The 24406-nt window shown below is 71.2% G+C and carries 19 protein-coding genes; 5 read left to right on the forward strand and 14 right to left on the reverse strand.

The features are described 5' to 3' along the window. Positions 1–87: 87 nt before the first annotated feature. A complete protein-coding gene (locus ABZT49_RS24515) occupies positions 88–3381 on the reverse strand; it encodes a helicase-related protein (protein ID WP_355289842.1) in 3294 nt (1097 codons plus the stop codon). Positions 3382–3780: 399 nt separating this feature from the next. Here ABZT49_RS24515 and ABZT49_RS24520 point away from each other — a divergent pair, with 399 nt between their 5' ends. Continuing rightward, complete coding sequence (locus ABZT49_RS24520; protein ID WP_355289844.1) at positions 3781–4917, forward strand: CocE/NonD family hydrolase; 1137 nt, start codon at positions 3781–3783, stop codon at positions 4915–4917. Positions 4918–4975: 58 nt separating this feature from the next. On the opposite strand, the gene ABZT49_RS24525 is transcribed toward ABZT49_RS24520, so the two are convergent. The 3 genes from ABZT49_RS24525 to ABZT49_RS24535 all read right to left on the reverse strand — a co-directional run bounded on the left by ABZT49_RS24525 (position 4976) and on the right by ABZT49_RS24535 (position 9129). Further along, positions 4976–6178, reverse strand: a complete 1203-nt coding sequence (locus ABZT49_RS24525; protein ID WP_355289845.1) for a DUF1501 domain-containing protein — start codon at positions 6176–6178, stop codon at positions 4976–4978. Positions 6179–6197: 19 nt separating this feature from the next. Then, entirely contained in the window at positions 6198–7577 is a 1380-nt protein-coding gene (locus ABZT49_RS24530) for a DUF1800 domain-containing protein (RefSeq protein WP_355289847.1), read from the reverse strand. 115 nt (positions 7578–7692) lie between these two features. Further along, positions 7693–9129: a cobyric acid synthase gene (locus ABZT49_RS24535; RefSeq protein ID WP_355289903.1), complete on the reverse strand. Its 1437-nt coding sequence runs from the start codon at positions 9127–9129 to the stop codon at positions 7693–7695. A gap of 202 nt (positions 9130–9331) precedes the next feature. On the opposite strand from ABZT49_RS24535, the gene ABZT49_RS24540 reads away from it, so the two are divergent. Together ABZT49_RS24540 and ABZT49_RS24545 are read left to right on the forward strand one after the other, a co-directional pair. Continuing rightward, entirely contained in the window at positions 9332–10240 is a 909-nt protein-coding gene (locus tag ABZT49_RS24540; RefSeq protein ID WP_355289849.1) for a porin family protein, read from the forward strand. A gap of 319 nt (positions 10241–10559) precedes the next feature. Beyond that, positions 10560–10925 (forward strand): GNAT family N-acetyltransferase, encoded by a 366-nt coding sequence (locus ABZT49_RS24545; RefSeq protein ID WP_355289905.1) that lies wholly within the window; start codon positions 10560–10562, stop codon positions 10923–10925. 106 nt (positions 10926–11031) lie between these two features. On the opposite strand, the gene mmsB is transcribed toward ABZT49_RS24545, so the two are convergent. The 3 genes from mmsB to ABZT49_RS24560 form a co-directional block, all read right to left on the reverse strand. Then, positions 11032–11919: a 3-hydroxyisobutyrate dehydrogenase gene (gene mmsB, locus ABZT49_RS24550; protein WP_355289850.1), complete on the reverse strand. Its 888-nt coding sequence runs from the start codon at positions 11917–11919 to the stop codon at positions 11032–11034. 264 nt (positions 11920–12183) lie between these two features. Continuing rightward, positions 12184–13326, reverse strand: coding sequence for an acyl-CoA dehydrogenase family protein (locus tag ABZT49_RS24555; RefSeq protein ID WP_355289852.1), 1143 nt, complete (start codon positions 13324–13326; stop codon positions 12184–12186). A gap of 321 nt (positions 13327–13647) precedes the next feature. Beyond that, positions 13648–15144 carry a CoA-acylating methylmalonate-semialdehyde dehydrogenase gene (locus ABZT49_RS24560; RefSeq protein ID WP_355289907.1) on the reverse strand — a complete coding sequence of 499 codons (1497 nt, stop codon included), beginning with the start codon at positions 15142–15144 and terminating at the stop codon, positions 13648–13650. 97 nt (positions 15145–15241) lie between these two features. On the opposite strand from ABZT49_RS24560, the gene ABZT49_RS24565 reads away from it, so the two are divergent. Then, positions 15242–16162: a LysR family transcriptional regulator gene (locus ABZT49_RS24565; RefSeq protein WP_355289854.1), complete on the forward strand. Its 921-nt coding sequence runs from the start codon at positions 15242–15244 to the stop codon at positions 16160–16162. A 251-nt stretch (positions 16163–16413) separates the two neighbouring features. Here the strand turns inward: ABZT49_RS24565 and ABZT49_RS24570 are convergent, their stop codons facing one another. The 6 genes from ABZT49_RS24570 to ABZT49_RS24595 all read right to left on the reverse strand — a co-directional run bounded on the left by ABZT49_RS24570 (position 16414) and on the right by ABZT49_RS24595 (position 23292). Further along, entirely contained in the window at positions 16414–17553 is a 1140-nt protein-coding gene (locus ABZT49_RS24570) for an amidohydrolase/deacetylase family metallohydrolase (RefSeq protein WP_355289856.1), read from the reverse strand. A 35-nt stretch (positions 17554–17588) separates the two neighbouring features. Next, positions 17589–18587, reverse strand: a complete 999-nt coding sequence (locus ABZT49_RS24575; RefSeq protein ID WP_355289858.1) for an oligopeptide/dipeptide ABC transporter ATP-binding protein — start codon at positions 18585–18587, stop codon at positions 17589–17591. Further along, the gene (locus ABZT49_RS24580) at positions 18584–19576 is read right to left on the reverse strand and encodes an ABC transporter ATP-binding protein (protein WP_355289859.1); all 993 of its coding nucleotides are present in this window, start codon (positions 19574–19576) and stop codon (positions 18584–18586) included. Before ABZT49_RS24580 ends, ABZT49_RS24575 begins: the two co-directional genes overlap by 4 nt. A gap of 249 nt (positions 19577–19825) precedes the next feature. Then, positions 19826–20749 carry an ABC transporter permease gene (locus ABZT49_RS24585; RefSeq protein ID WP_355289861.1) on the reverse strand — a complete coding sequence of 308 codons (924 nt, stop codon included), beginning with the start codon at positions 20747–20749 and terminating at the stop codon, positions 19826–19828. Next, the gene (locus tag ABZT49_RS24590; protein WP_109973843.1) at positions 20746–21687 is read right to left on the reverse strand and encodes an ABC transporter permease; all 942 of its coding nucleotides are present in this window, start codon (positions 21685–21687) and stop codon (positions 20746–20748) included. Before ABZT49_RS24590 ends, ABZT49_RS24585 begins: the two co-directional genes overlap by 4 nt. A gap of 12 nt (positions 21688–21699) precedes the next feature. Continuing rightward, positions 21700–23292 (reverse strand): ABC transporter substrate-binding protein, encoded by a 1593-nt coding sequence (locus tag ABZT49_RS24595; RefSeq protein WP_355289863.1) that lies wholly within the window; start codon positions 23290–23292, stop codon positions 21700–21702. A 338-nt stretch (positions 23293–23630) separates the two neighbouring features. Between ABZT49_RS24595 and ABZT49_RS24600 the strand changes: the two genes are divergently transcribed. Continuing rightward, the gene (locus ABZT49_RS24600) at positions 23631–23852 is read left to right on the forward strand and encodes a PilZ domain-containing protein (protein ID WP_355289865.1); all 222 of its coding nucleotides are present in this window, start codon (positions 23631–23633) and stop codon (positions 23850–23852) included. A gap of 322 nt (positions 23853–24174) precedes the next feature. Here ABZT49_RS24600 and ABZT49_RS24605 read toward each other — a convergent pair whose 3' ends face one another. Continuing rightward, positions 24175–24348, reverse strand: coding sequence for a hypothetical protein (locus ABZT49_RS24605; RefSeq protein ID WP_355289867.1), 174 nt, complete (start codon positions 24346–24348; stop codon positions 24175–24177). Between the last annotated feature and the right edge of the window lie 58 nt (positions 24349–24406).

Genomic DNA, 24406 nt, shown 5'->3' on the forward strand with positions numbered 1-24406 from the left:
CGGCCTCGATCGGTCCCGGGATCAACCTTGGCCGTGGGTGATCGTTCCGGTCGCCGGATGAAAACCCGGCGCCGGACGTATTGTCGTTCAGCCCTGCTGGTCGCGGGCCTCCTGGATCCGGTGCAGGAACTCGGCCGACAGCTCGCCGCGCCGGTCCGGGTCGTCGCAGGGGCGGCGCAGGATCAGCCGTCCGTCGCGGGCGGTGACGTCCTCGGTCAGAGGCATCGCGGCCGGGGCGCAGCCGGGGCGGAAATCGACCGCGAGCCCCTGCGGCCCGCCGGTGAGGCGGGCGATGCCGAGGGCGAGGCACGCGACCCGCAGGTGGGCCAGCGCGAACAAAGCCCGCACGCCCTTCGGCAGCGGACCGAACCGGTCCTCGACCTCGCCGCGCAGGGCCTCGACCTCCGCCGCGCCGCCGAGGCGCAGGAGCCGGGTGTAGAGGCTCAGGCGCAGCTCGGGCTCGGGCACGTAATCCTCCGGCACGTCGCCGGCGAGGCCGAGATTGATGTCCGGCGCCCAATCCTCCGCCGGCTCCCCCTTGGCGGCGCGGAGCGCCAATTGCAGCAGGTGCTGGTAGAGGCCGAGCCCGATCAGCTTGACGTGGCCGGCCTGGTTCTCGCCGACGAGGTCGCCGGCGCCGCGGAGATCCAGGTCGCGGGCGCTGATGGCGAATCCCGCGCCGAGGCGGTCGAGGGCCTCGAGCGTGCGCAGGCGCTTCTCGGCTGCCGGGGAGAGGTCGCGGTCGGGCCGGGTCAGCAGGTAGGTGACGCCCCTTCGCTGGCCGCGGCCGACCCGGCCACGCAGCTGGTGCAGCTGCGCGAGGCCGAAGCGCTCGGCGTCGTGGACCAGCATCGTGTTGGCCCGCGGTACATCGAGTCCGCTCTCGATGATCGAGGTGGCGAGCAGCACGTCGTCCTCGCCATCGGCGAAGCGCACCATGATCTCGTCTAGCTCGGCCGGCTTCATCTCGCCGTGGGCGACGACGGTCTCGAGCTCGGGCACCAGCGCCTTCAGGCGCTCGGCCATCGGGCCGATCTCCTCGATGCGCGGGCAGACGACGAAGCTCTGGCCGCCCCGGCCTTTCTCGCGCATCAGCGCCGCCCGCACCGTGTCGTCGTGGAGCGGGGTCAGCATCGTGCGGATCGGCTGGCGCACCGCCGGCGGCGTCGCGATGACGCTGAGGGACTTGAGGCCGACCAGGGCCGATTGCAGGGTGCGGGGGATCGGCGTTGCGGTCAGCGTCAGGACGTGGGCGTCGCCGGCCATCGTGCGCAGGCGCTCTTTCAGGGCGGCACCGAAGCGCTGCTCCTCGTCGATCACCACGAGGCCGAGATCGGCGAAGGTCACGCCCTTTCCGGCGAGCGCGTGGGTGCCGATGACGAGGCGGATCGAGCCGTCGGCGAGGCCCTGGCGCACGCGCTTGGCCTCGGCCGGGTTCGCGAGGCGCGAGAGCTGCGCCACCCCGATGCCGAAGCGGGCGAAGCGCCGCTCGAAGGTGCGCAGGTGCTGGCGCACCAGCACGGTGGTGGGCGCCACCACCGCGACCTGCTTGCCGGCCAGCAGCGCCGCGGCGGCGGCGCGCAGGGCCACCTCGGTCTTGCCGAAGCCCACGTCGCCGCAGACCAGCCGGTCCATCGGCCGCGCGCCGGCGAGGTCCTGGAGCGCCCCGTCGACGGCCTTCGCCTGGTCCGGCGTGAGCGGGAAGCCGAAGCCGGCGCCGAACCGCTCCATCTCGCGCTCCGGCGGCACCAGGGCCGGCGCCTTCGCTTTGCGGCGCTCTTCTGCGGCTTCCAGCATGGCGCGGGCGGCCCGTGCAAGGCCGGCCTCGGTGGCGAGCCGGCGCTTCGGCCAGGTGCCGCCCTCGAGCTTGTCGAGGGTCACCGCCTCGACTTCCGAGCCGTAGCGCCAGATCCGGTCGGCCTGGGCCACCGGCACCATCAGGATCGCGTCGCCGGCAAAGCGCAGGCGCAGGGCCTCGGTGCCGCCATCGTCGCCGGTGGCGATGCGCTCCAGCCCCTCGAACACGCAGAGACCGTGGTCGCGGTCGACCGCGACGTCGCCGACGCGGAGATCGACCTCGCCCATCGGCAGGATCACCGGCTGCCCGGCGCTCGGCCGCGCCGAGGTTCCGCCATAGACGTCCGGCGCCGCGATCACCGTGGCGCCGAGGTCCGGCACCCGGAAGCCCGCATCGAGGGGCGCCGGCAGGGCGACGATCTCGCCGGCCTTTGCGGCGGCCGCCTCCGCCCAGTCGGCGACCGGGCGGACGCCCCGCTCCGCCGCCCGGGCGGCCTGGCGCGACAGGCGCTTGAGCCCGGCGGGATCGCCGGCCAGCACCACCCGCTCGCCGGCCTTCAGGCGCTCGCGCAGGTAGGCCGAGAAGGCCGGGCCCGGCCGGCGCTCGCGCAGGAAGGCCGGCACGGCGATGGCGGCGGCGTCGGCGTCGCTCGCCACCGCCACCTCGCGGGCCTCGCGGGTCTTCGTCCACTCGGCGGGGGTCAGGTAGAGGGGCGCTGCCTTGCCGCGGCTCGCGGCCTCCGAGGCGCGGCCCTCGGCGATCTGCTCGAAGAAGGCCTCGGCCCGGCCTTCCGCCCCGGCCTCGACCACCAGGCGGGCCTCCGGCACGTAGTCGAGCACCGTGACGAGGCGGCCGTAGAGGGTCGGGAGCTGGTGCTCCTGGCCGGTGAAGGGCCGCAGGCGCACGGGAGAATCCGGCGCCAGGATCACCTCGGTCGCCGGATCGACCACCAGGGTCTCGACCTCGTCGAGGGAGCGCTGCGAGACCGCATCGTAGGTGCGGATCGCCGTGACTTTTCCGCCGGCATGCTCGATGCGGCAGGGCCGGGGCGCGGCGGCCGGATAGACGTCGATGGTCCGGCCGCGCACCGCGACCTCGCCGGGCTCGTCGACCCGGTCGTCGAGGATGTAGCCGAGGCGCTGCAGCTCCGCCGTCAGCCGGGCGGGATCGAGGGCGTCGCCGGGTCTCAGCTCGACCCGGGCGCCGGCCCAGGTCTCCGGCGGCGGCACGCGCTGGATCAGGGCCGGCGCGGTGGTGAGCAGGATGTCGGGCAGGTGCGCGGCGTCCGTGAGCCAGCGCAGCACCCCGGCGCGCGCGCCCATCGTGCCGCGGGAGGGCGAGGCGCGATCGAAGGGCAGGCAATCCCATTCCGGATAGACCGCGACGCCGAGGCCGGGTGCCAGCGCCCGCAGCAGAGCGGCGATCTCCTCCAGCCGGCGGGCATCGCGGGCGACGTGGACCAGCGGCTGCCCCCGGTCGCGCAGGCCGAGCAGCGCCACCGCGAGAGCCCCGGCCGGCACCAGCGGCGCCACGCTCTCCTCGGGCCCCGTCCCTGCGCGCCGGCTCACCTTGCGCTTCGCCATCGGCCTCCACTCCCTCGTGTCTGGTGCGGGAAACGCCCGGGGGAAGCGGCGGGTCCGGGCCGAGGCTGTCGCATGCACAGGAATGATGTGGGGGAGTACGCGGAACGGCGCTGGACCCAGCCAAACGGCCCGTCGTCCGAACGCGATCGGCCCGGCCGCGCGAATGACCGTTGCGGGCGCAGAGCGATCGTCCTACCGCCGAGTTCGCTGCGGGTCGCGACGAGCCTGCCCCGGCCCCCACGGCCGGATCGGCGGAGACGATCCACTTACCGGACAGAGGCGGTCATGCGTCAGGTTCACCTCGCTGCAGCGTGTCCGGCCGCGGCTCCGATGCCGCACCGTGCAGGTCGCCGGACGAAGGAGAGAGCCGGTCGGCTGCTGCTTCGATTCCTGTCATACGTGGTGGTGATCGGCCTCGCAGCCGTGTCGCCGGCCCTCGCGGACGCCGCCGATGTCGTCGAGCAGCACCTGCTCCTGCCGGTCTCAATCGACGGCCACGACGAACAGCTCGAAGCCCTGATCGTGCGCCCGGCCGCCGAGGGGCGCTATCCCGTCGCCCTGATCGTCAATGGTGCGTTCCGACATCCGAGGGAATCGCAGGCCGCCGGGCTGGCTCACCTCGCCCACGACTTCGCCCATCGGGGCTGGCTGGCGGCCGTCGTCGTCTGGCGTGGGTACGGCACCTCGACCGGCACGGTCCAAGACGATGCCGGGACTTGCGCTGCTCCGGATCCTGGCCGGTATATCGACGCGCATGCGGCCGATCTGGCCGCCGCCCTGGTCTCGCTGCGCACGCGCCCCGACGTCGAGCCGGCCGTGGCGATCGGGCTCGGCATCTCGGTCGGCGGAATGTCGATGCTCGATCTCGCCGCCCGGTCCGACCACCCTCTGGCCGCGGTCATCAACATGTCCGGCGGCCTGTGGCACAATGCCAAGCCCTTCGCCCCGGACCCGACCTGCGGGCCATTCGAGGACGAGCTCGTGCGGAAGGTTGGTGCCATGGGCAGGGCGGCGGTTCCGACGCTGTGGCTCTATGCCCTCAACGACCCGTGGTTTCAGCCGGAATTCGCCAGGCGGATGAGCGCTGCCTATCGGCAGGGCGGCGGCACCGTCGATCTGCGGTTCCTGCCACCGTTCGAGGCCGACGGCCACACGCTCTACCGCTGGGAGGCGAACGCCCTGACCCAGCCGAACATTGACGATTTCCTCCGCGCGCACGGCCTGCCGGCCCTGGTGGACGATCGGGTGTTCGCGCCGGTTCGCCCGACGCTGGCGCTCGACGACCAGCACCTGCTCGACCATTATCTCCGCATGCCGACCGAGAAGGCTCTCGCCGTTCCGGCGTCCGGACCGGGAGCCTATTACGTGTATGCCGAGCGCTCGATGGAGGCTGCCCGGCGACGGGCGCTGGAACGCTGCCGCGCGATCAGCAGAAGCACCTGCGACCTGGTCGCAGAGAATACGACGCTCACCGGGAAGTGGCGGAGCCTCGCCACCCGCGATGCCCTGACAATCGAGCGCTCTCCGGCAAAGTAGAACGCTGCGAGCCCGAGCCCGAACGCCGGAACCGGCGCGAGCCGGACGAATCGAAGGGCTACACCACCAACCCGGCGATCGGCCGCAAGCCCTCGGTTCCCGGAAACACGCGGCCGGCGAGAACCGCCGGCGACAGGCCGAACAGGTCCGCCGCCAGCCCCTTGGCGACCGCCCGCACATCCGTGGTCGGGGCGAGGTCGCGGCCCTCGTGGAGCTGGGCGGGGCCGAGGCCGGGCCAGTCGGCGAGCACCCGACCGCCGCGCACCGCGCCGCCGAGCAGGAATGCCACCGTGCCGGTGCCGTGATCGGTGCCGGTGGTGCCGTTGACCCGGGCGGTGCGGCCGAACTCGGTGACGACCAGAATTGCGGTGTCGGCCCAGCGCGGGGCCAGGATCTCGGCGAAGGCGGAGAAGACTCCGTCGAGGCCGCCGAGCAGCCCGGCGAGGCGGCCGGTGGCGCCGCCCTCGTCGGCGTGGGTGTCCCAGCCGTCGAGCGCGAGAGCCGCGATGCGCGGGCCGTCATCGGCGGCGATCAGCCGGGCGGCGCCCTCGGCGAGGCCGCGCAGGCCGCCCGCACCCTTCGGCCCGCCCTTCGCCAGGGAGTCGACGTCGAGGCCGCGGGCAAGAGAGGCCGCAAGCGTCGGGTCGCGCGCCTCGTAGAGGCCGAGCACCCGCCGGGCGAACTCGTCGCTTGCCCGCGGCAGGCGCGGCGGCGCCCAGCCGAGGACCGGGGCCGGACCGCGCAGGATCAACGGCGGCACCACGCCCACCCCGAGCGCTGTCCGGGGCGCGATGCCCTCCCCCGCCGGCAGAGCGGCGACGAGGCGGTTGAGCCAGCCGCTGGCGGTGTGGCCCGGGCCGGGCTGACCACTCTCCAGCACGTCCTGCCCGTCGAAATGCGAGCGCTCGCGGTAGCCGGTACTGGCGGCGTGCACCACCATCGCCTGGCGGGCGGCGTAGAGCCGGGCGAAGGTTGGCAGCGCCGGGTGGAGGGCGAAGAAGCCGTCGAGGGGGAGTGCCGCCCCCGGCCCGTCGCGGGTGAGCGCGATGCCCGGGCGCAGGGATGCGTAGGCCGGATCGCCGAGCGGCGCCACCGCCGAGAGCCCATCGAGGGCGCCGCGCAGGATCACCACGACGAGGCGGGCGTCGCGGGCGCCGGGGGCCGCGTAAGCGGTGCGGGGGATGGCGCACCAGGCGAACAGCGCGCCGGCGGTGCCGAGGATCGCCCGGCGGCTCGGATGAGATTGGCAGAGATCGCTCATCGAGAGGTCCTCTTGGGGATCACCGTCGCTGGAACTCGGGGGCCATCAGGACGAGGGCGATGGCTTGCGCCCGGCTCTCGGCCCGGCGGATCGCCGTGCGGGTCTCGTCGGTGGCGAGCGGGCCCAGCACCGCGTCGGCGAAGGCCGCCGGGTCGGTGCCGGCGGCGAGCTGGCCGGTCCGGGCGGCGAGGTCGAGGCGGGCGTGCAGCCCCTCCGGCGAGGCCCAGGCCGCGGCCTCGTCGGGGTAGCCGTTCGGCGCCGGCGCCGACCAGTACGGCTGGCCCAACGCCGCGAGCGCGCTCATGACCATCCGGGGATCCGGCGCGAGGGAGAGCCCGCGCATCGCCGCAGTCAAAAATTCCTGCGGCGAGCGGATCTTGCGCTGCACCGGATCCCAGGCCTCCGGCGCCTCGATCAAGGCCAGCGCCAGGCGGGAGAGGTCGCCGTCCTGGTCGAGGAAGGTCCGGGCGAGGCGCGCCACCAGGGCGGGGGGCGGATCGTCGGCGACGAAGTGGCGCGCGAGGCGCAACGCGACGTGGCGGGCGGTCGCGGGATGCACGGCGAGGTCGTCGAGGGCCATGCGCAGCTGCGCCGGCCCGACATCGAGGTAGGTGCGGCCCAAGAGCGTCACGGCGCCCGGCTCGTGGGCGCCGCGCCGGAAGGTCGTCGTGCCCGGCAGGCCCTCGGCATTGCCGTCGCGCTGGAGCGACCAGCCGGTGAGGATGCGGGCGAGCGCTGTCACGTCCCCTTGTGTGTAGCCGCCATCGGCCCCGAGGGTGTGCAGTTCCAGGAGCTCGCGACCGAGATTCTCGTTGAGGCCCTTGCCAGGACCTGGGCCTTTGCGCTGGCCCGCCGGCGAGTTGGGGCCGACCGAGGCGACGTTGTCGAGGTAGATCAGCATCGCCGGATGAGTGGCGGCGACGAGGAGCAGGTCGCGAAAGCGTCCGAGCACGTGCGGGCGGATCGCCTCGCGCTCGAAGGCGCCGGCACTGACCCGCAGGCGCGGCCCCCGCGCCACCGAGACGGTGAAGTGGTTGGCCCAGAACCAGATCAGGCGCTCGACGAAGCCGAGGGGCGCGGCCTGCGCCAGGGCGAGGCGGGCCGCCACCTCGGCCCGGTAGACGCTCTCCTGGATCGGCGGCGCCGGCGGGCCCTCCGGCATCGGCGCGTCCGGGCTCCCGGCCCGGGCGAGCTTGCGGCCTTGCTCCTCGGCCTGGAGGGCGGCGAGCAGGGTCGGGGCGGGGGCGAGGTCCGGCCCGCCCGGCAGGGGAACGGTGCCGGCCAGGATCTCGCGGCGCAGGGCTTCCTCGACCGGCTCCTCGCGGGCGAGGTCGCCCGGCCGGGCGCCGAGCCCGAACCGCCCGAGACCGAGCGCCGTCCGACGCGGATCGACCGCCATGCCCGTGCCCTCCCCGTCCGGCCGCCACCATGACGCACCGGCATGACGCGCTTCTCGGGCTTAACCGATGCTGAGCGGGAGATGACGGTTTCGTAAGGTGAGCGTTCGCCCCGCGCTACGCCGCCAGGGCGAGCAGCCGGTCGCAATCGACATGCGCCTCGAGATGGTCGGCGAGGCCGTCGAGCACGCGCTCGATCACCGCCTCGTAGGCCTCCGGCCCCGGCGCGGCGCCGAGGCGGGCAAGCCATAGCGCCCGCTGGCCCTCGTCCGAGAACAGGCCGTGGACGTAGGTGCCGCAGACGAGCCCGTCGGCCGAGACCGCGCCGTCGGGGCGGCCGTCGGCGAGGCGGAGCAGCGGCCGGGCGGCATCGGGCCCGCCGGTCTCGCCGACATGCATCTCGTAGCCGGTGAACGGGGTCCCGTCCGGCAAACTGACTCCGGTCGCGGCCGCCAGCCGCTTCTCGGCGGTGAGCACCGTCGCGACGTCGAGGAGCCCCAAGCCCGCCACGGTTCCGGGCGGTCCCTCGATGCCCTGCGGATCGCTCAAGCTGGTGCCGAGCATCTGGTAGCCGCCGCACAGGCCGAGCACCCGCCCGCCGCGGCGGCGATGGGCCAGGATGTCGATGTCCCAGCCCTGCTGGCGCAGGAAGGCGAGGTCGGGGATCGTGGTCTTCGAGCCCGGCAGCAGCACGAGGTCGGCCTCGGCGGGAATCGGCCGGCCGGGCTCGACCAGCACCACGCTCACCCCGGGCTCGGTCCGCAACGGATCGAGGTCGTCGAAATTGGCGATGCGGGGCAGGACCGGCACCGCCACGACCTTTCCCCCCGAGCGCTCGGCGCCCTTGAGGCCGAGCACGTCCTCCGCCGGCAGCCGCGCGGCCTCGGGGAAGTGCGGGATCAGCCCCAGCGCCTCCCAGCCGGTGCGGGCGGCGATGAGGCTCATGCCGTCGGAAAACAGGGCCGGATCGCCGCGGAAGCGGTTGACGAGGAAGCCCCGCACCATCGCGGCATCCTCCGGGTCGATCACGGCTCTCGTGCCGACGAGGCTCGCGATCACCCCGCCGCGGTCGATGTCGCCGAGCAGCACCACCGGCGTGCCGGTGGCGCGGGCAAACCCCATATTGGCGATGTCCCCCCGGCGCAGGTTGACCTCCGAGGCCGAGCCCGCGCCCTCGACCAGCACCAGATCGGATTCCGCCCGCAGGCGCTCGAAGCTCTCGACCACCGCCGCGAGGAGCCGCGGCTTCCAGGCCTGGTACTCCCGCGCCCGCGCGGTGCCGACCATCCGCCCCTGCACCACCACCTGCGAGCCGGTCTCGCTCTGCGGCTTCAAGAGCACCGGGTTCATGTGGACGGAGGGCGCGACGCCCGCCGCCCGGGCCTGGAGCGCCTGGGCCCGGCCGATCTCGCCGCCATCGGTGGTGACGGCGGCGTTGTTCGACATGTTCTGCGGCTTGAACGGCCGCACCCGCAGGCCCCTTCGCGAGAAGGCGCGGGCGAGCCCGGCGACGATCAGCGACTTGCCGACGTCGGAGCCGGTGCCCTGGATCATCAGGGCCCTGGCGCCCTCCCCCTCAGCCATGTCGCCTCACCCGTGTCGCCTCGCACCCTGCCGGCCGCCCTGTGCGGCAGCGCACGGAAAAAATTCGGAAACCCGGCCGGTCAACCGGCAGGTGTGGCGCGGCGGTCATAGGCGCCCGGTCACGCTCAAGCTAGCCTGCGGCCACAATTTCGCTCAAACGGGGCGTCCTCCAGTGCTCAAGAAGTTCATGCTCGCCGGCGCCGCGACGTCGCTCCTCGCCGGGGCGGCCTCGGCCGCGGACCTGCCGCGCCGCGTCGCCCCGCCGCCGGTCTTCACGCCGGTGCCGGTCTTCACCTGGACCGGCTTCTACGCCGGCCTGCACACCGACTACACCTTCACCGACCGCCAGCGCATCAACACGATCGGCAACGACCTGACGCCGACCAACACGATCGGCAACGTCGCGACCCTGCGTCGCCCGCCGGTGGTGCGCAACGAGCAGGACGGCCTCGCCAATATCGGCGGCGGCTTCGGCTACAACTACCAGTTCACGCCGGGCTCGGGCTTCGTGGTCGGCGTCCAGGCCGACTGGGCCTGGACCGACATCCACAAGAACACCTTCTACCTCGGCCCGCAGCTCGCCGCGAATGGCGGCTTCCCCGACCCGAGCGCCTTCCGTCAGGAACTGTCCTGGCTCGGCACCGTCGTCGGCCGCGCCGGCTACGCCTTCGACCGCCTCTTCGTCTACGGGATGGGCGGCTTCGCCTATGGCGGCGTCGATTACCGCGCCAACTTCTACACCACCGCCGGCGCCACCCCGCCCCTCGCCCTCGCCTATACCGGCCGCTACAACGACATCGCGACCGGCTACGCCTATGGCGGCGGCATCGAGTACGCCCTGCCGACCGACTCGTTCCTGGCCCGCTACAGCCTGCTGGGCCTGCTGGGCATCCAGTCTCAGGCGGTGACGATCAAGGCCGAGTACCTGCATTACGACCTCGGCAGCCGCAACGTGCAGGTGAACAACACCGGCCTCACGGTGGCCGCCGCCGCGCAGCCGCGCGGCTCCTACACCTCGCGCTTCACCACCGAGGGCAACCTCGTCCGCGCCGGGTTCAGCTACAAGTTCAACGGCCTCTGATCCTCGGATCGGCTGAGCCGATATCGGCGGGCCGAACCGGCCCGCCTCTCTCGACGGCCGCGGGGCAGATGCCCGGCGGCCGTTTTTCGTTGCCCCCTGGATCGATAGGCTCCGCGGAGGATCGCGTCGGACGCCGATGCCGGGGAGCGATCCTTGCCGGGAGAAAGCGTCATGCGGGACAGCTCCGTCCATCCGCGGGTCGCGGCGATCGTTCGTCACGCCGTCCCGGACGACGCGGACGCGCTGGCCGGGCTGATCGGCCAGCTCGCTGCATCACGGTGATCGCGCGACGACGGATGCGGATCGCCTGCGGGCCGATCTGTTCGCGTCACCACCCTGGGCGACGGCCCTGGTGGCGGAGGAAGCCGGAACTCTGATCGGCTACGCTCTTCTCGTCCGCCTGTATCGCGCGCAATACGCGTCCCGCGCCCTCGACCTCCATCATCTCTTCGTCGTGCCCGGGGCGAGAAGCTCGGGCGTCGGACGAGCGTTGGTGCAGGCCGCGAGAGCGGAGGCCGAGGCGCAGGGATGCGCCCGGCTCATGATCGGAACCCATCCCGACAACCGCCGCGCTCAATCCTTCTACCGAGCGCTGGGCTTCACGGACCGTCCGCCGGGAGGTCCGCAGTTCGAGCTTCCGCTCGGCGGGGATCGGCCGGCCGTATCCTCGCCCCGCGCGGGCTAGAGCATTTTCCGACGAAGTGGATACCGGTTCGTCGTAGAAAATGCGGCAAAATCAAAGAGCTAGAGCGCTTCGCGATTGCAACGCAATCGCGAAGCGCTCTAGCGGCTCACTCCCGCCCCGCCTCCCGCAGGTGACGGATGATGCCGGAGAAGTCGGTGCCGCCCTGCCCCGCCGCCTCGAAGGCCGCGTAGATCGCCTCGGCATGCGCGCCGAGGGGCGTCGCGGCCCCGGCGCCCGTGGCGGCCTCCTGCGCGAGGCGCAGGTCCTTCAGCATCAGGGCGGCGGCGAAACCGGGCTTGTAGTCGTTGTTGGCCGGCGAGGCCGGAACCGGGCCGGGGACCGGGCAGTAGGTGGTGAGCGACCAGCACTGGCCCGATGAGGTCGAGGCGACGTCGAACAGGGCCTGGTGCGACAGGCCGAGCTTTTCCGCCAGCACGAAGGCCTCGGCGACGCCGATCATCGAGATGCCGAGGATCATGTTATTGCAGATCTTGGCCGCCTGGCCGGCGCCGGCCTCGCCGCAATGGACCACCTTGCGGCCCATCTTCGCGAGGATCGGCTCGGCCCGGGCGAAGGCCTCCGGCGTGCCGCCGGCCATGAAGGTCAGGGTCGCGGCCTTGGCGCCGCCGACGCCGCCGGAGACGGGCGCATCGAGACCCGCGAGGCCGCGCGCCTCCGCCTTCTCGTGCGCCCCCCGGGCGCTGGCGACGTCGATGGTCGAGCAGTCGATCAGCAGGGCGCCGCTCGCCACGTGCGGCAGCACCGCGTCGTAGACCGCCAGCACATGCTTGCCCGCCGGCAGCATGGTGACGACGATCTCGGCCCCCGCCACAGCGGCTTCGGCGCTCTCAGCGACCGACACGCCAGCGGCGCGGGCGGCGTCGAGCGCCTCCGGCATCAGGTCGAAGCCCGTTACCGCATGCCCCGCCGCCACGAGGTTGGCGGCCATCGGGCCGCCCATGTTGCCGAGGCCCAGGAAGGCGATCTGCGTCATGGCTCAGCGTGTCCTCTTCTGGTTTCTGTTTGAGATGATCTTGGGCCGTGAACAGTCCCCTCGACGACGAGGACGGCATCTTCCATCCACGACCTCATCCTGAGGTGCCGGAGCAGAGCGGAGGCCTCGAAGGAGCCCTCCAGCTAGCTCGGAGACATCTGGAGGCCTCTTCGAGGCTCGTTTCACTCGCGATCTTCGATCGCCGGCACCTCAGGATGAGGTCGCGGGTGGGATGACGCGGCTCGCACGGCGCGGCGGGAGATCTCAGTTCCCCACCAGCCCCCGCGCCACGATCACCCGCATGATCTCGTTGGTGCCCTCCAGGATCTGGTGCACCCGCAGGTCGCGGACGATCTTCTCCACCCCGTATTCCGACAGGTAGCCGTAGCCGCCGTGGAGTTGCAACGCCTCGTTGGCGACCCGGAAGCCGGCATCGGTCGCGAAGCGCTTGGCCATCGCCGACCGCTGGGTGGCGTCCGGATCCTTCCGGTCGAGGGCGGCGGCGGCGCCGTAGAGGAGGGCGCGGGCGGCCTCCAGCTCGGTCGCCATGTCGGCGAGGCGGAATTGCAGCGCCTGGAACGCGTCGAGGCGCTTCCCGAAGGCCTTGCGCTCGGCCATGTAGGCGAGGCTCTTGTCGAGGGCGGCCTGCGCCCCACCGAGGGAGCAGGCGCCGATATTGAGCCGGCCGCCGTCGAGCCCCGCCATGGCGATGCGAAAGCCGATCCCCTCCTCGCCGAGGCGGTTCTCGACCGGGACCCGGCATTCCTCGAAGATCACCGCGCGGGTCGGCTGGGCGTTCCAGCCCATCTTGCGCTCGTTCGGCCCGAAGGACAGGCCGGGCGCGTCGGAGGGCACGACCAGGGTCGAGATGCCCTTCGGGCCGGCCTCGCCGGTGCGCACCATCGTGACGTAGAGGTCAGCGGCGCCGGCGCCGGAGATGAACTGCTTGGCGCCGTTGAGAATGTAGTGGTCGCCCTCCCGCCGGGCGGTGGTGCGGAGCGCGGCGGCGTCCGAGCCCGAGCCCGGCTCGGTCAGGCAATAGGCGGCGACCGTGTCCATCCGGCACAAGCCCGGCAGGAAGCGCTCGCGCTGGGCCGCGGAGCCGAACCGGTCGATCATCCAGGCGGCCATGTTGTGGATCGACAGGAAGGCCGCGACGGTCGGGCAGCCGAGGCTCAGCGCCTCGAAGATCAGGGCGGCGTCGAGCCGGGTCAGCCCCGAGCCGCCATGCTCCTCCGCGATGTAGATGCCGCCCATGCCGAGGGCGGCGGCCTCTCGCAATACGTCGAGGGGGAAATGCTTGCGCTCGTCCCAGTCGAGGGCGTGCGGGGCGATCCGCTCGGCCGCGAAGCTGCGCGCCATGTCGCGGATGGCGATCTGGTCCTCGGGCAGGGTGAACAGGGTCATGGCGGCTTTTCCTCCTGTTCCGTCTTGGTCTTGGCCCGGCCGGAGAAGGCGCGGATGTCTCCTCTCCCCGCGGGCAGGGAGAGGGCCTGGGGATCGAAGATCCCACCACCGTTCAGGTGATGCGGCGAGTGGAGGCGAAGCCGAAGCGAGGGTGAGGGGGTCTCAACGAACGAGCCTCCTCCGGAGACACCCCCTCACCCTCGCCCTGCGGGCTCGCTCCGGTGACGACGAGGTCACCGGAGCCCTCTCCCCGCCCGCGGAGAGAGGAGAAAACCCGCGCTTCCCGCGGGCACCGCGAGGTGCCCGCACGTCCCGAAATGCTTACTGCATCACCGGCATCGAGAACTGCGCGCCTTCCTTCACCCCCGACGGCCAGCGCTGGGTGACCGTCTTGGTCTTGGTGTAGAAGCGCACGGCGTCCGGCCCGTGCTGGTTGAGGTCGCCGAAGCCCGAGCGCTTCCAGCCGCCGAAGGTGTAGTAGGCCAGCGGCACCGGGATCGGCACGTTGATGCCGACCATGCCGACCTGCACCTTGGCGGCGAAGTCGCGCGCCGCATCGCCGTCGCGGGTGAAGATCGCGACGCCGTTGCCGTATTCGTGCTCGTTGGGAAGCCGCAGCGCCTCGGCGTAGTCCTTGGCCCGCACCACCGACAGCACGGGCCCAAAAATCTCTTCCTTGTAGATCCGCATCTCCGGCGTCACGTGGTCGAACAGGCAGCCGCCCATGTAGAAGCCGTTCTCGTAGCCCTGCATCTTGAAGGGCCGGCCGTCGACCGCGAGCTTGGCGCCTTCCTTGATGCCGATCTCGACGTAGTTGCGCACCCGCTCGAGCGCCGCCTTGGTGACCAGCGGGCCGTAATCGGCGCTCGGGTCGGTCGAGGGGCCGATCTTCAGGCTCTCGACCCGCGGGATCAGCTTGCTCATCAGGGCGTCGGCGGTCTTCTCGCCGACCGGCACCGCCACCGAGACCGCCATGCAGCGCTCGCCGGCCGAGCCGAAGCCGGCGCCCATCAGGGCGTCGACGGCCTGGTCCATGTCGGCGTCGGGCATGATGATCATGTGGTTCTTGGCGCCGCCGAAGCACTGGGCGCGCTTCCCCGTGGCGGTCGCCCGAGCGTAGACGTACTGGGCGATGTCGGAGGAACCGACGAAGCCGACCGCCTGGATCAGGTCGTCGTCGAGGATCGCGTCGACCGCCTCCTTGTCGCCGTTGACGACGTTGAGGATGCCGGCCGGGAGCCCGGCCTCGATCATCAGCTCGGCGAGGCGCATCGGCACGCCCGGATCGCGCTCCGAGGGCTTGAGGATGAAGGCGTTGCCGCAGGCGATGGCGGGGGCGAACTTCCACATCGGGATCATCGCCGGGAAGTTGAACGGCGTGATGCCGGCGACCACGCCGAGCGGCTGGCGCATCGAGTAGATGTCGATGCCGGGGCCGGCGCCTTCCGTGTACTCGCCCTTCTGCAGGTGCGGGATGCCGCAGGCGAACTCCACCACCTCGACGCCGCGCTGGATGTCGCCCTTGGCGTCCGGGATGGTCTTGCCGTGCTCGCGCGCCAGCAGGTCGGCGAGGCTGTCCATCTCGCGCGCGACGAGGTCGAGGAAGCGCATCATCACCCGCGCCCGGCGCTGCGGGTTGGTGGCGGCCCAGGCCACTTGAGCCTTGGCGGCGTTCTCGATCGCGGCGCGCATCTCGGCCTGGCTCGCCAGCGCCAGGCGTCCGACCACCTCGCCGGTCATCGGCTGGTAGATGTCGGAATACCGGCCCGAGCGGCCGGGAACATGCTCGCCGCCGATGAAGTGGCCGACTTCGCGCACCATGAGGGATCCTCCCTGGATCGAATGTGTTGGGGGCCACCTTGCCCTGGCGATCCCCATAGCGGAAGGGGCGTGAGAGCGGAACGGGTGTGCGCGGATGCGGGAACCGGATGGTCCGAAAGGGGATGTGTGGGACGATTACCGCTTCGTGCTCGCGGTGCACCGGGCCGGCACGGTCTCGGCGGCGGCCCGCCGGCTCGGGGTCGATCACGCCACAGTGATCCGGCGGATCGACCGGCTGGAGCGGCGCCTCTCCGAAAAGCTCTTCCACCGCCGCGCCTCCGGCTACACCGCGACGCAGGCGGGCCTCGCGCTGGTCGCGACGGCCGACGCGATCGAATCGGCGATCATCCACGGCGAGGCCGCGGTCGGCCGCGCCGGTTCGCAGCTCGTCGGCACGGTACGGATCGGCGCGCCGGACGGCTTCGGCAGCGCCTTCCTGGCCGCCCGCCTCACGGCACTGATCGAGCGCCATCCCGAGCTCGACATCGAGCTCGTCGCCACCGCCCGGCTGTTCAGCCTGTCGAAGCGCGAGGCCGACATCGCCATCGGGTTGAGCCTGCCGCCGGAGGGCCGCATCGTCGGGCGCAAGCTCACCGATTACACGCTCAAGCTCTACGCCGCCCCGGCCTATCTCGACCGCCACCCGCCGATCGCCGAACGCCGCGATCTCGAGGGCCACCGCTTCATCGGCTACATCGACGAATTGCTGTACTCGCCGGAACTCGACTACCTGCACCAGGTCGCGCCGGGGGCCGGCGCGCGGCTGCGCAGCGCCAACCTGAACGCGCAGTTGCAGGCGGCGGTGGCGGGACTGGGGCTCGCGGTCCTGCCCTGCTTCATGGCTTCCGGGCGCCCGGATCTGGCCTGCGTGCTGCCGGACGCGGTGTCGCTCACCCGCAGCTTCTGGCTGATGATGCACGCCGACAGCCGCGACCTCGCCCGCATCCGCGCGGTCGCGGAGCATATTTATGCGGTGGTGGAGGCGGAGCGGGAGGTGTTCCTAGCTCCAAGCTGAGAGCCTGTTTGATCGGCTCCGACAGCATCAACATTCTCTGCGTCATTCCGGGGCCGCGAAAGCGGAGCCCGGAATCCAGAACCTCAGTTCACTCCGAAGGAGGCAGATGTCGTTCCGCTTCGTCCTGAACCATCCGCGTTTCTGGATTCCGGGCTCCGCTGCGCGGCCCCGGAATGACGCGGAGGATGGCAAGTCTGTAGAGGCCGATCGAATTAGCGCTCAGGCACTGCCTTCTGGCCCGCAGCCCGCCCTCACACCGGATGCCACCACCGCCCGCGCAGCACCACGCCCTCCGACGTGATCCGCCGGTCCCCGGTCATGTGCTCGCCCAGCACGTCGACGTAGTCGAATTCCCCCTCCCGCACGGCCAGTACCGTCGCATCGCCCAGTGACCCGACCTTCAGGCTGCCGTATTCCATGCGCTGGAGCGCCACGGCGGCGTTCACCGTCGAGGCGGCGATCACCTCGGTGAGGCTCATGCCGAGGCAGAGCATCTTCGACATCGTGGTGACTTGGTCGAAGGCCGGGCCGTCGATGCAGAGCGCGTGGACGTCGGACGAGATCGTATCGGGTAGGAAGCCGCCGGCCAGCATGGCGCGGGCGGTCTTGAAGGCGAAGGAGCCCTTGCCGTGGCCGATATCGAACAGGATGCCGCGCGCCCGCGCCTCGCGCACCGCGGGCTTCACCGCACCCTGCGCCGTCACCGGCGAGTTCGGGAACGGCCGGAAGGCGTGGGTGAGGACGTCGCCGGGGCGCAGCATCGCCAGCACCGCCTCATAGCTCGGCGGCGGCTCGTCGATATGGGCCATCAGCGGCAGGCCGGTCTCCTCGGCGACCTGAAGGGCGATCTCGAGGGGGGCCGTGCCTTGCGTGCCCGAGGCGTGGGCGCCGACCCGGACCTTGATGCCGATGATCACGTCACGGTTGGCCTCGGCCACCGCGACCGCCTCGCGGGGCGCCATCAGGCGCATGTCCTGGCTCTCGCCGACCATCACGGTCTTCGAGAAGCCGTAGATGCCCGCGAAGGAGACGTGCAGGTAGGCGAGGATCCGGGCCTCGGCGCGCTCGATCACGTGCTTGCGGAAGCCCGGGAAGTTGCCCGGGCCGGCGCTGCCGGTATCGACCGAGGTGGTGACGCCGGACAGCCGGCAGAACTCGTCGGCGTCGATGCCGAGCGAGGTGCCGCCCCAGTAGACGTGGGTGTGCAGATCGATGAGGCCCGGGGTGACGATCGCCCCGTTCATCTCCCGCACCTCCGTCCCCTCCCCGGCGGGCAGGTTCCGGCCGAAGCCCGAGACGAGGCCGTTCGAGAAGGCGACATCGGCGATCCCGTCGTGGTTCTGCGACGGATCGATGATGCGGGCACCCCGCAGGATCAGCTCGTGCTGCACGGTTCTTCCCCTGATGATGACGTAGGACGGCCGGGTCACGCGGCCCGCGCCGGCAGGGCGGCGCCGTCGAGGTGGCAGGCCGCGAAATGATGGTCGGCGCCGACCGGATCGAGCCGCGGCTCCTCGGTGCGGCAGCGCTCGAAGGCGTGCGGGCAGCGGGTGTGGAAGCGGCAGCCGCTCGGCGGGTCGATCGGGCTCGGCACGTCGCCGCGCAGGACGATGCGGGTGCGCCCGGCACCGGGCTCCGGCACCGGCACGGCGGAGAGGAGCGCCTGGGTGTAGGGGTGCCGCGGCGCCAGGAAGATCTCCCGGCGCGGGCCGATCTCGACGATCTTGCCGAGATACATCACCGCGACGCGATGCGTCATGTGCTCGACGATGGCGAGGTCGTGCGAGATGAACAGGAGCGCCAGGTCCAGCTCTTTCTGCAGGTCCTGCAGCAGGTTGACGATCTGCGCCTTGACCGAGACGTCGAGCGCCGAGACCGCCTCGTCGCAGATGATCAGGTCCGGCTCGGCGGCGAGCGCCCGGGCGATGCCGATGCGCTGGCGCTGGCCGCCGGAGAATTCGTGCGGAAACCGCGACAGGGCCTCACGCGGCAGGCCGACCCGCTCCATCAGGGCGGACAGGCGCCCGTCGAGGTCGGCGCGGGACTTGGCGAGGCCGAAATTGCGGATCGGCTCGGCCAGGATGTCGCGCACCCGCATCCGGGGGTTGAGCGAGGAGAACGGGTCCTGGAACACCATCTGGATCCGCCGGCGCAACGGACGGAGCGCCCCTGCCGAGAGGTCGTCGATGCGCGTGCCGCCGAGCACGACCTGGCCGGAGGTGGGTGGAAACAGCCGCATCAGGCTGCGGGCGACGGTCGACTTGCCGCAGCCGGATTCGCCGACGAGGGACAGGGTCTCAGCCCGCTCGAGGGTGAACGAGACGCCGTCCACGGCTTTCAAGCTGCGGGCGCCGCGGCCGAGCAGGCCGCCGCCGAGGAGGAAGTGCTTGCGCAGGTCGTTGACCGCGAGGAGAGGCTGGCTCACGCGGCGAGCGCGTCCTTCGGCGCGTAGTGGCAGGCGGCGAGGTGGCCCGGCGCCTTCGGCTCCAGGGCCGGGGCGTGGGTCCGGCAGAGGTCGGTGACCGAGGGGCAGCGGCCGGCGAAGACGCAGCCGTCGATGCGGGTCTTCAGGCTCGGCACCATGCCGGGGATCTCGGCGAGGCGCTGGGGCGCACCCGGTCGCTCGGCGGCGCCGAGGCGCGGCACCGCGCCCATCAGGCCGCGCGTGTAGGGATGGCGCGGGCTGCGGAAGAGGTCGCGCACCGCCGCCTCCTCGACCTTGCGGCCGGCATACATGACGACCACCCGGTCGGCGACCTCCGCCACGACGCCGAGATCGTGGGTGATGAGCATGATCGCGGCGCCGACCCGGCGCTTCAGGTCGCGCATCAGGTCGAGGATCTGGGCCTGGATCGTCACGTCGAGGGCCGTCGTCGGCTCGTCGGCGATGAGGAGCTTCGGCGAGCAGGCGAGCGCGATGGCGATCATCACCCGCTGGCGCATGCCGCCGGAGAGCTGGTGCGGGTATTCCCGCACCCGGCGCCGCGGCTCGGGGATGCCGACGAGGGCCAGCATCTCGACCGCCCGCTCCTCCGCCTCCTTGCGCGAGAGGCCCTGGTGCAGGCGCAGGGTCTCGCCGATCTGGCGGCCGACGCTCAGCACCGGGTTCAAGCTCGTCATCGGCTCCTGGAAGATCACGCTGATGGCGTTGCCGCGGATGCGGCGCATCTCGCGCTCGGGAAGTTCGAGGAGGTCGCGCCCCTCGAACCGGATCGCGCCGGCGAGCCGGGCCGGCGGCTCGGGCAGGAGCCGCAGGATCGACATCGAGGTCACCGACTTGCCGCAGCCGGATTCGCCGACGATCGCCAGGGTCTCGCCGGACTGGATCGCGAAGGAGACGCCGTCGACCGCGCGGTTGACCCCGTCGGGGGTGCGGAAATGGACCTGGAGGTTCTCGACGGAGAGGAGCGTCATGGGCGTCGTCTCCGGGGGAGATTCTCGGATGGGAGCAAGACGAGACAATCACCGGACCTGCCACCCTCCGCGTCATCCCGGGGCTCGGCGCAGCCGAGAACCCGGGATCCATAACCGCCGACGGCGCAGGATGAGGTGGGCCGCGTCCCGATCTCTTCGGGGACCTCGGCGGTTATGGATCCCGGGTTCCGCTGCGCGGCCCCGGGATGACGATGGAGGGCAGCCAGATCGCCGGAGGCAAACGAATGCTCACGCATCCTTCGCCATCCGCGGATCGAGGGCATCGCGCAACCCGTCGCCGACGAGGTTCACGGCGAGCACGGTGAGCGACAGGAAGATCGCCGGGAAGAGAATGATATAGAACTTCACCTGCCAGAGCGCCCGGCCCTCGGCCATGATGTTGCCCCAGGACGGGGTCGCGGGCGGCACGCCGGCGCCGATGAAGGACAGGATCGACTCGGCGATCATCGCGGAGGCGCAGATATAGGTCGCCTGCACGGTCATCGGCGCGAGGGTGTTCGGCAGGATGTGGCGCCAGATGATCATCGGCATGCGGGTGCCGGTGGTCACCGCCGCCTCGACATAGGGCTGCTCGCGCAACGACAGCACCACGCCGCGCACGAGGCGCGCGACGCGGGGAATCTCCGCCACCGTGATCGCCAGGATCACGTTCTCGATCGAACCTCTCGTGAGCGCCATCAACGCGATGGCGAGCAGGATCGGCGGGATCGACATCAGCCCGTCGACGATCCGCATGATGATCCCGTCGGCCCAGCGCACCATGCCGGAGACGAGGCCGATCGCGAGGCCCGCGAGCGAGGCGAGCAAAGCCACCGCGAAGCCGACGAGGAGCGAGACCCGGGCGCCGTAGACGACGCGGGAATAGATGTCGCGCCCGAGCATGTCGGTGCCGAACCAGTAGAGGCTCGACGGCACCCGCGTGCGGCGCGACGGGCTGATCGCGGTCGGGTCGACGGTCCACAGATAAGGCGCGAGGATCGCCATCAGGGCGACGATCGACAGGATCACGCCGCCGATCACGATGGTCGGGTGGCGTTTCCAGGTCCGGCGGATCGGCCCGAGGGCCTTTCGAGGTGGGTAGAGGTCGGGCAGCGGCGGGGCGACCGCGAGGCCGGGGGGCGCCTCCGGCCCCAGAGGGTGGGCGGCGCTCAATAGCGGATCCTCGGGTCGATGAGGGTGTAGAGAAGGTCGATCGCCAGGTTGATCAGCACGTAGGTGAAGCTGAACAGCAGCACGACGCCTTGGATCACCGGATAGTCGCGCCGCAGGATCGCATCGACGGTGAGTCGGCCAAGGCCCGGAATCGCGAACACCGTCTCGGTGACGACGGCGCCGCCGATGAGGAGCGCGATGCCGATGCCGATCACCGTGACGATCGGCACCGCGGCGTTCTTGAGCGCGTGCACGAACAGAACGCCGCCCTGCGCCACGCCCTTGGCCCGCGCCGTGCGGACGTAATCCTGCTGCAGGACGTCGAGCATCGTCGCCCGGGTCACCCGGGCGATGAGCGCGATGTAGACGAGGCCGAGCGTCAGCGCCGGCAGGACGAGGTTGGCGAGCCAGGCCCCCACCCCCTGCTCGATCGGCGTGTAGCCTTGCGCCGGCAGCCAGCCGAGCTCGAGAGCGAAGACGTAGGCCAGCAGGTAGCCGACGACGAAGACCGGCACCGAGAAGCCGAGCACCGCCGCCCCCATCACCAGCCGGTCGACGAGGCGCCCCGCCTTCCAGGCCGCGACGACGCCGAGCGGCACCGCGACGAGGACGGCGAAGACCAGCGTGACCAGCATCAGGGACACGGTCGGCTGCACCCTTTGCCCGATCATGGTGGTGACCGGCAGGTTGGTGAAGATCGAGGTGCCGAGATCCCCGTGCAGGATGCGCCAGGCCCACTCGCCGAAGCGGACCAGGAACGGCCGGTCGAGGCCGAGCGAGGCGCGGATGCGCTCGATATCGGCCGGCGAGGCCTGGTCGCCGGCGATCAAGGCCGCCGGATCGCCCGGCGCCAGCGAGAGCAGGCTGAACACGAACAATCCGACCACCGCCATCACCGGGATGACGGCGAGGACGCGCCTGACGAGGAAGCCGAACACGGGATGCGTTCCTCAGGCCTTGGAGACGCCCCAGGTGAAGGGCAGCGGTCCCTTGCCGATTCCGGTCACGTTCTTGCGCCAGGCCTGGTAGCCGAGGAAGTAGCCGGTCGGCACGTAGACGCCCCCGCTCACCGCCGCGGCGTTCACCTTGTCGATCGCCGCCTTCTCGGCCGCGGGGTCGGCGGCGTCGAACCATTCGGTGATGCCGGCCTCGACCGGCGGCAGGTCGGGCCAGCCGAACCAGGCCTTGTCGCCGTTGGCGCGGATCGCCGGGTAGACCGCCGGGTTGATGCAGTCGGCGCCGGCGTGCCAGGTGTGGAACATGTTCCAGCCGCCCTGCGACGGCGGCGCCTTCGAGGCGCGGCGCGTGCCGACGGTGCCCCAGTCGGTCGCGACGAAATCGACCTTCATGCCCATCTGCTTGAGCAGGTCGGCGGTGACGTCGCCCATGTTCTTGGTAATCGACTGGTCCTGCGCCACGACGCAGACCACCGGCTCGCCCTTGTAGCCGGCCTCGGCCAGCAGCTTCTTCGCCGCCGCGATGTCGCCCTTGCCGATTTTCTGGCCGCCCGCCTCGCTGTAGAGCGGGGTGCCGGGCGTGAAGAAGCCGGGCAGCGGCTTCCACAGCTTGTCGTCGTCACCGATCAGCGCCCGCATGTAGTCCTCCTGGTTCATGCCCATGAGGACGGCCTGGCGCACCTTCGGGTTGTCGAAGGGCGGATGCAGGTGGTTCATCCGGAACGCGCCGATATTGCCGAGCGGGTCGGCGATGTCGACGTTGATGTTGGCGTTCTTGCGCAGCAGCGGGACGAGGTCGGGAATCGGGTTCTCCCACCAGTCGACCTCGCCGTTCTGGAGCGCCGCCGAGGCGGTGGCGGGATCGGGCATGATCACCCACTCGACCCGGTCGAGCAGCATCCGCTTGCCGCCGGCGAGCCACGAGGACGGCTCGTCGCGCGGCTTGTAATCCGAAAACTTCTCGAAGACCGCGCGGGCGCCCGGCACCCACTCGGAGCGGGCGAACTTCATCGGGCCGGAGCCGACATACTCGGTGATCTGGGTGAAGGGATCGGTCTTCGCGATCCGCTCCGGCATGATGAAGGCGCAAGGCGCGTTGTTCTTGCCGAGCGCCAGTAGGAGCTTCGGGAACGGCTTCTTGAGCTGCCAGCGGAAGGTGCGGTCGTCGGTCGCGCTGAGCTCGGCCTGGATCGCCCGGATCATGATGCCCATCGGGTCGCGGGCCATCCAGCGGGTCAGGCTCGCCACCACGTCCTTCGACAGCACCGGCTCGCCGTCGTGGAACTTGAGGCCGGGCCGCAGGCGGAAGGTCCAGGTCAGGCCGTCGGCCGACACCTCCTCGGATTCCACCATCTGGCGCTGGGGCTTCAGCTGCGCGTCGACGCCGTAGAGCATGTCCCAGACGAGGGCGGCGGCGTTGCGAACGACGTACTGCGTCCCCCAGATCGGGTCGAAATTGGCGAGGTTCGCCTGCGGCACGAAGCGCAGCACCTTGGCCGGCTGCGCGAGCGCCGGGGCGGCGAGGTGGGGCGCCATGCCGGCGGCACCGAGGGCGGCCGAGCCTTTCAGAAACGTCCTGCGGTCCATGGCGTGTCCTGCCTGCGGGGCCTGTGGTCGTGAGCCGTGCCCGAGCCCCGAGAGGGCCGGCCCTCCCGCGAGGTTCGCCCCGGTCCGATCCCTCGGTCAAGGCGGTTCACGGGTCGTCAACGGTCACGCTCGGCCGGAGAGCAAGCTTCGCGCCAGAGGCGGCACGGGAGATCCACCGGGGGCCGACCGGGCCGGAGTCATGCGCCCTAATCCCTCGTGCCTATCGCGTTCGGTCGATTTCAGACGCGAACATTCGGGCATTTTGAGCGATAATCGGTCTTTGTGCGAAGGTTCGGAACCATACGATGAATATGTCTTCGGCATCGGGAGACGAGCCGATGGGATCCACCGGTGAGATCATCTTCGACGCGCCGTCGCCGGCGGTCGATTGTCGCGTCTCGAACCTGACGGTGTTCGCCGCGACACTGACGGTTCCGGCCGGGCTCGCGGTGCCGGACGGCTTCACGCTGGCGATCACCGGCGAATTCGTGATGCGCCGCTGCCGCGTGGTGTGGCGCCGGCGCGGCCGCGTCGGCGTGGCGTTCGAGATGCCGGCGTGAGACGGCGGTCGGGATGGGGTGCGCGGCGGCGTTGACATCACGACGAGGAGAGACGCAAGCCCCGAATGACGGTGGGACACGCCAGAGCCTGCTCTTCTTGCGCAACGCTATGAAAACCCTCCGCGTCATCTCGGGGCCGCGCAGCGGAACCCGGGATCCAGAACCGCTGACCTTTCAGGATGAGACGGAACGCGTGCAGACCAGTCTTACATCCTCGGCGGTTATGGATCCCGGGTTCTCGCCTGCGGCGAGCCCCGGGATGACGAAGCAAGTTGTTTGATGTGTATACCGGATCAACCGGCGCAACAGATCAAGCAGAGTCTCAGATCGATCGGATCTTCTCCTCGATGCGCTCGGCTTCCTCCTCGTCGACCACGACCGGGGGGCTGCTGTCGTCGGGCAGGCCTGGGCCGGTCTGGGCGATCGTCTCATGCTTGGGGCGGGCGTTGGGGCCGTTCGAGATCGTCGCCGGCCGATCACCGTCATCCTTGGCCATTCTATGCCTCCTTGTCGGCACGTATGCCGCTGCAGGAGGCAATCGAGCGTATGGTCCA

Source organism: Methylobacterium sp. EM32 (genome assembly GCF_040593685.1).
Lineage (GTDB): Bacteria > Pseudomonadota > Alphaproteobacteria > Rhizobiales > Beijerinckiaceae > Methylobacterium.